General features: G+C 35.0%; 1 pseudogene. It reads left to right on the forward strand.

Features of this window, described 5'->3' with window-relative positions:
• Positions 1 to 274: 274 nt before the first annotated feature.
• Positions 275 to 525, forward strand: a pseudogene (locus ACFQY0_RS21400) (menaquinol-cytochrome C reductase); the annotation flags it as partial.

Consider the following 525-nt stretch of genomic DNA (forward strand, 5'->3'; position numbering starts at 1 on the left):
CATTAGAAGGCATACCAGTAATTAAAATAAATCACGTACCCATTAGCGATATGGATAAGGATATTCTAGAATCTATGGTCAAAGATGAAATGACAATAGTATTAAAAGAAATTATACGTATTTGGAATAGTTAAGTAGTCGTTCTATAAAAAAATTAAAAAGTTTGTCTAAAAAGTGAATTGTCATGTTGACCGTGCTGTTTTAATAGGATAAACTTAATGTGTCTTAGTTATAAATATGTAAAAAGTTTGTAGAGTTCGAGGGGGGAAAAGGAATGTCAAGTAAAGTTACACGACGCCAATTTCTAAACTATTCATTAATGGGTGTCGGTTCTTTTATGGCAGCCGGAATGATTTTACCTATGGGTAGATTCGCACTTGATCCACTGTTCAAAGATGCAGCAGCCGGGTCTGATATTCAAACGAGCATCAAGGTGAGTGAGATAACAGAAGAACCAACGAAGGTTGATTTCACGTATAACCAAAAAGATGCATGGTATGAAAGCGAAGTTACAGAGTTCGCATG

Source organism: Haloferula chungangensis (assembly GCF_042664875.1).
In the GTDB taxonomy this organism is placed as follows: domain Bacteria; phylum Verrucomicrobiota; class Verrucomicrobiia; order Verrucomicrobiales; family Akkermansiaceae; genus Haloferula; species Haloferula chungangensis.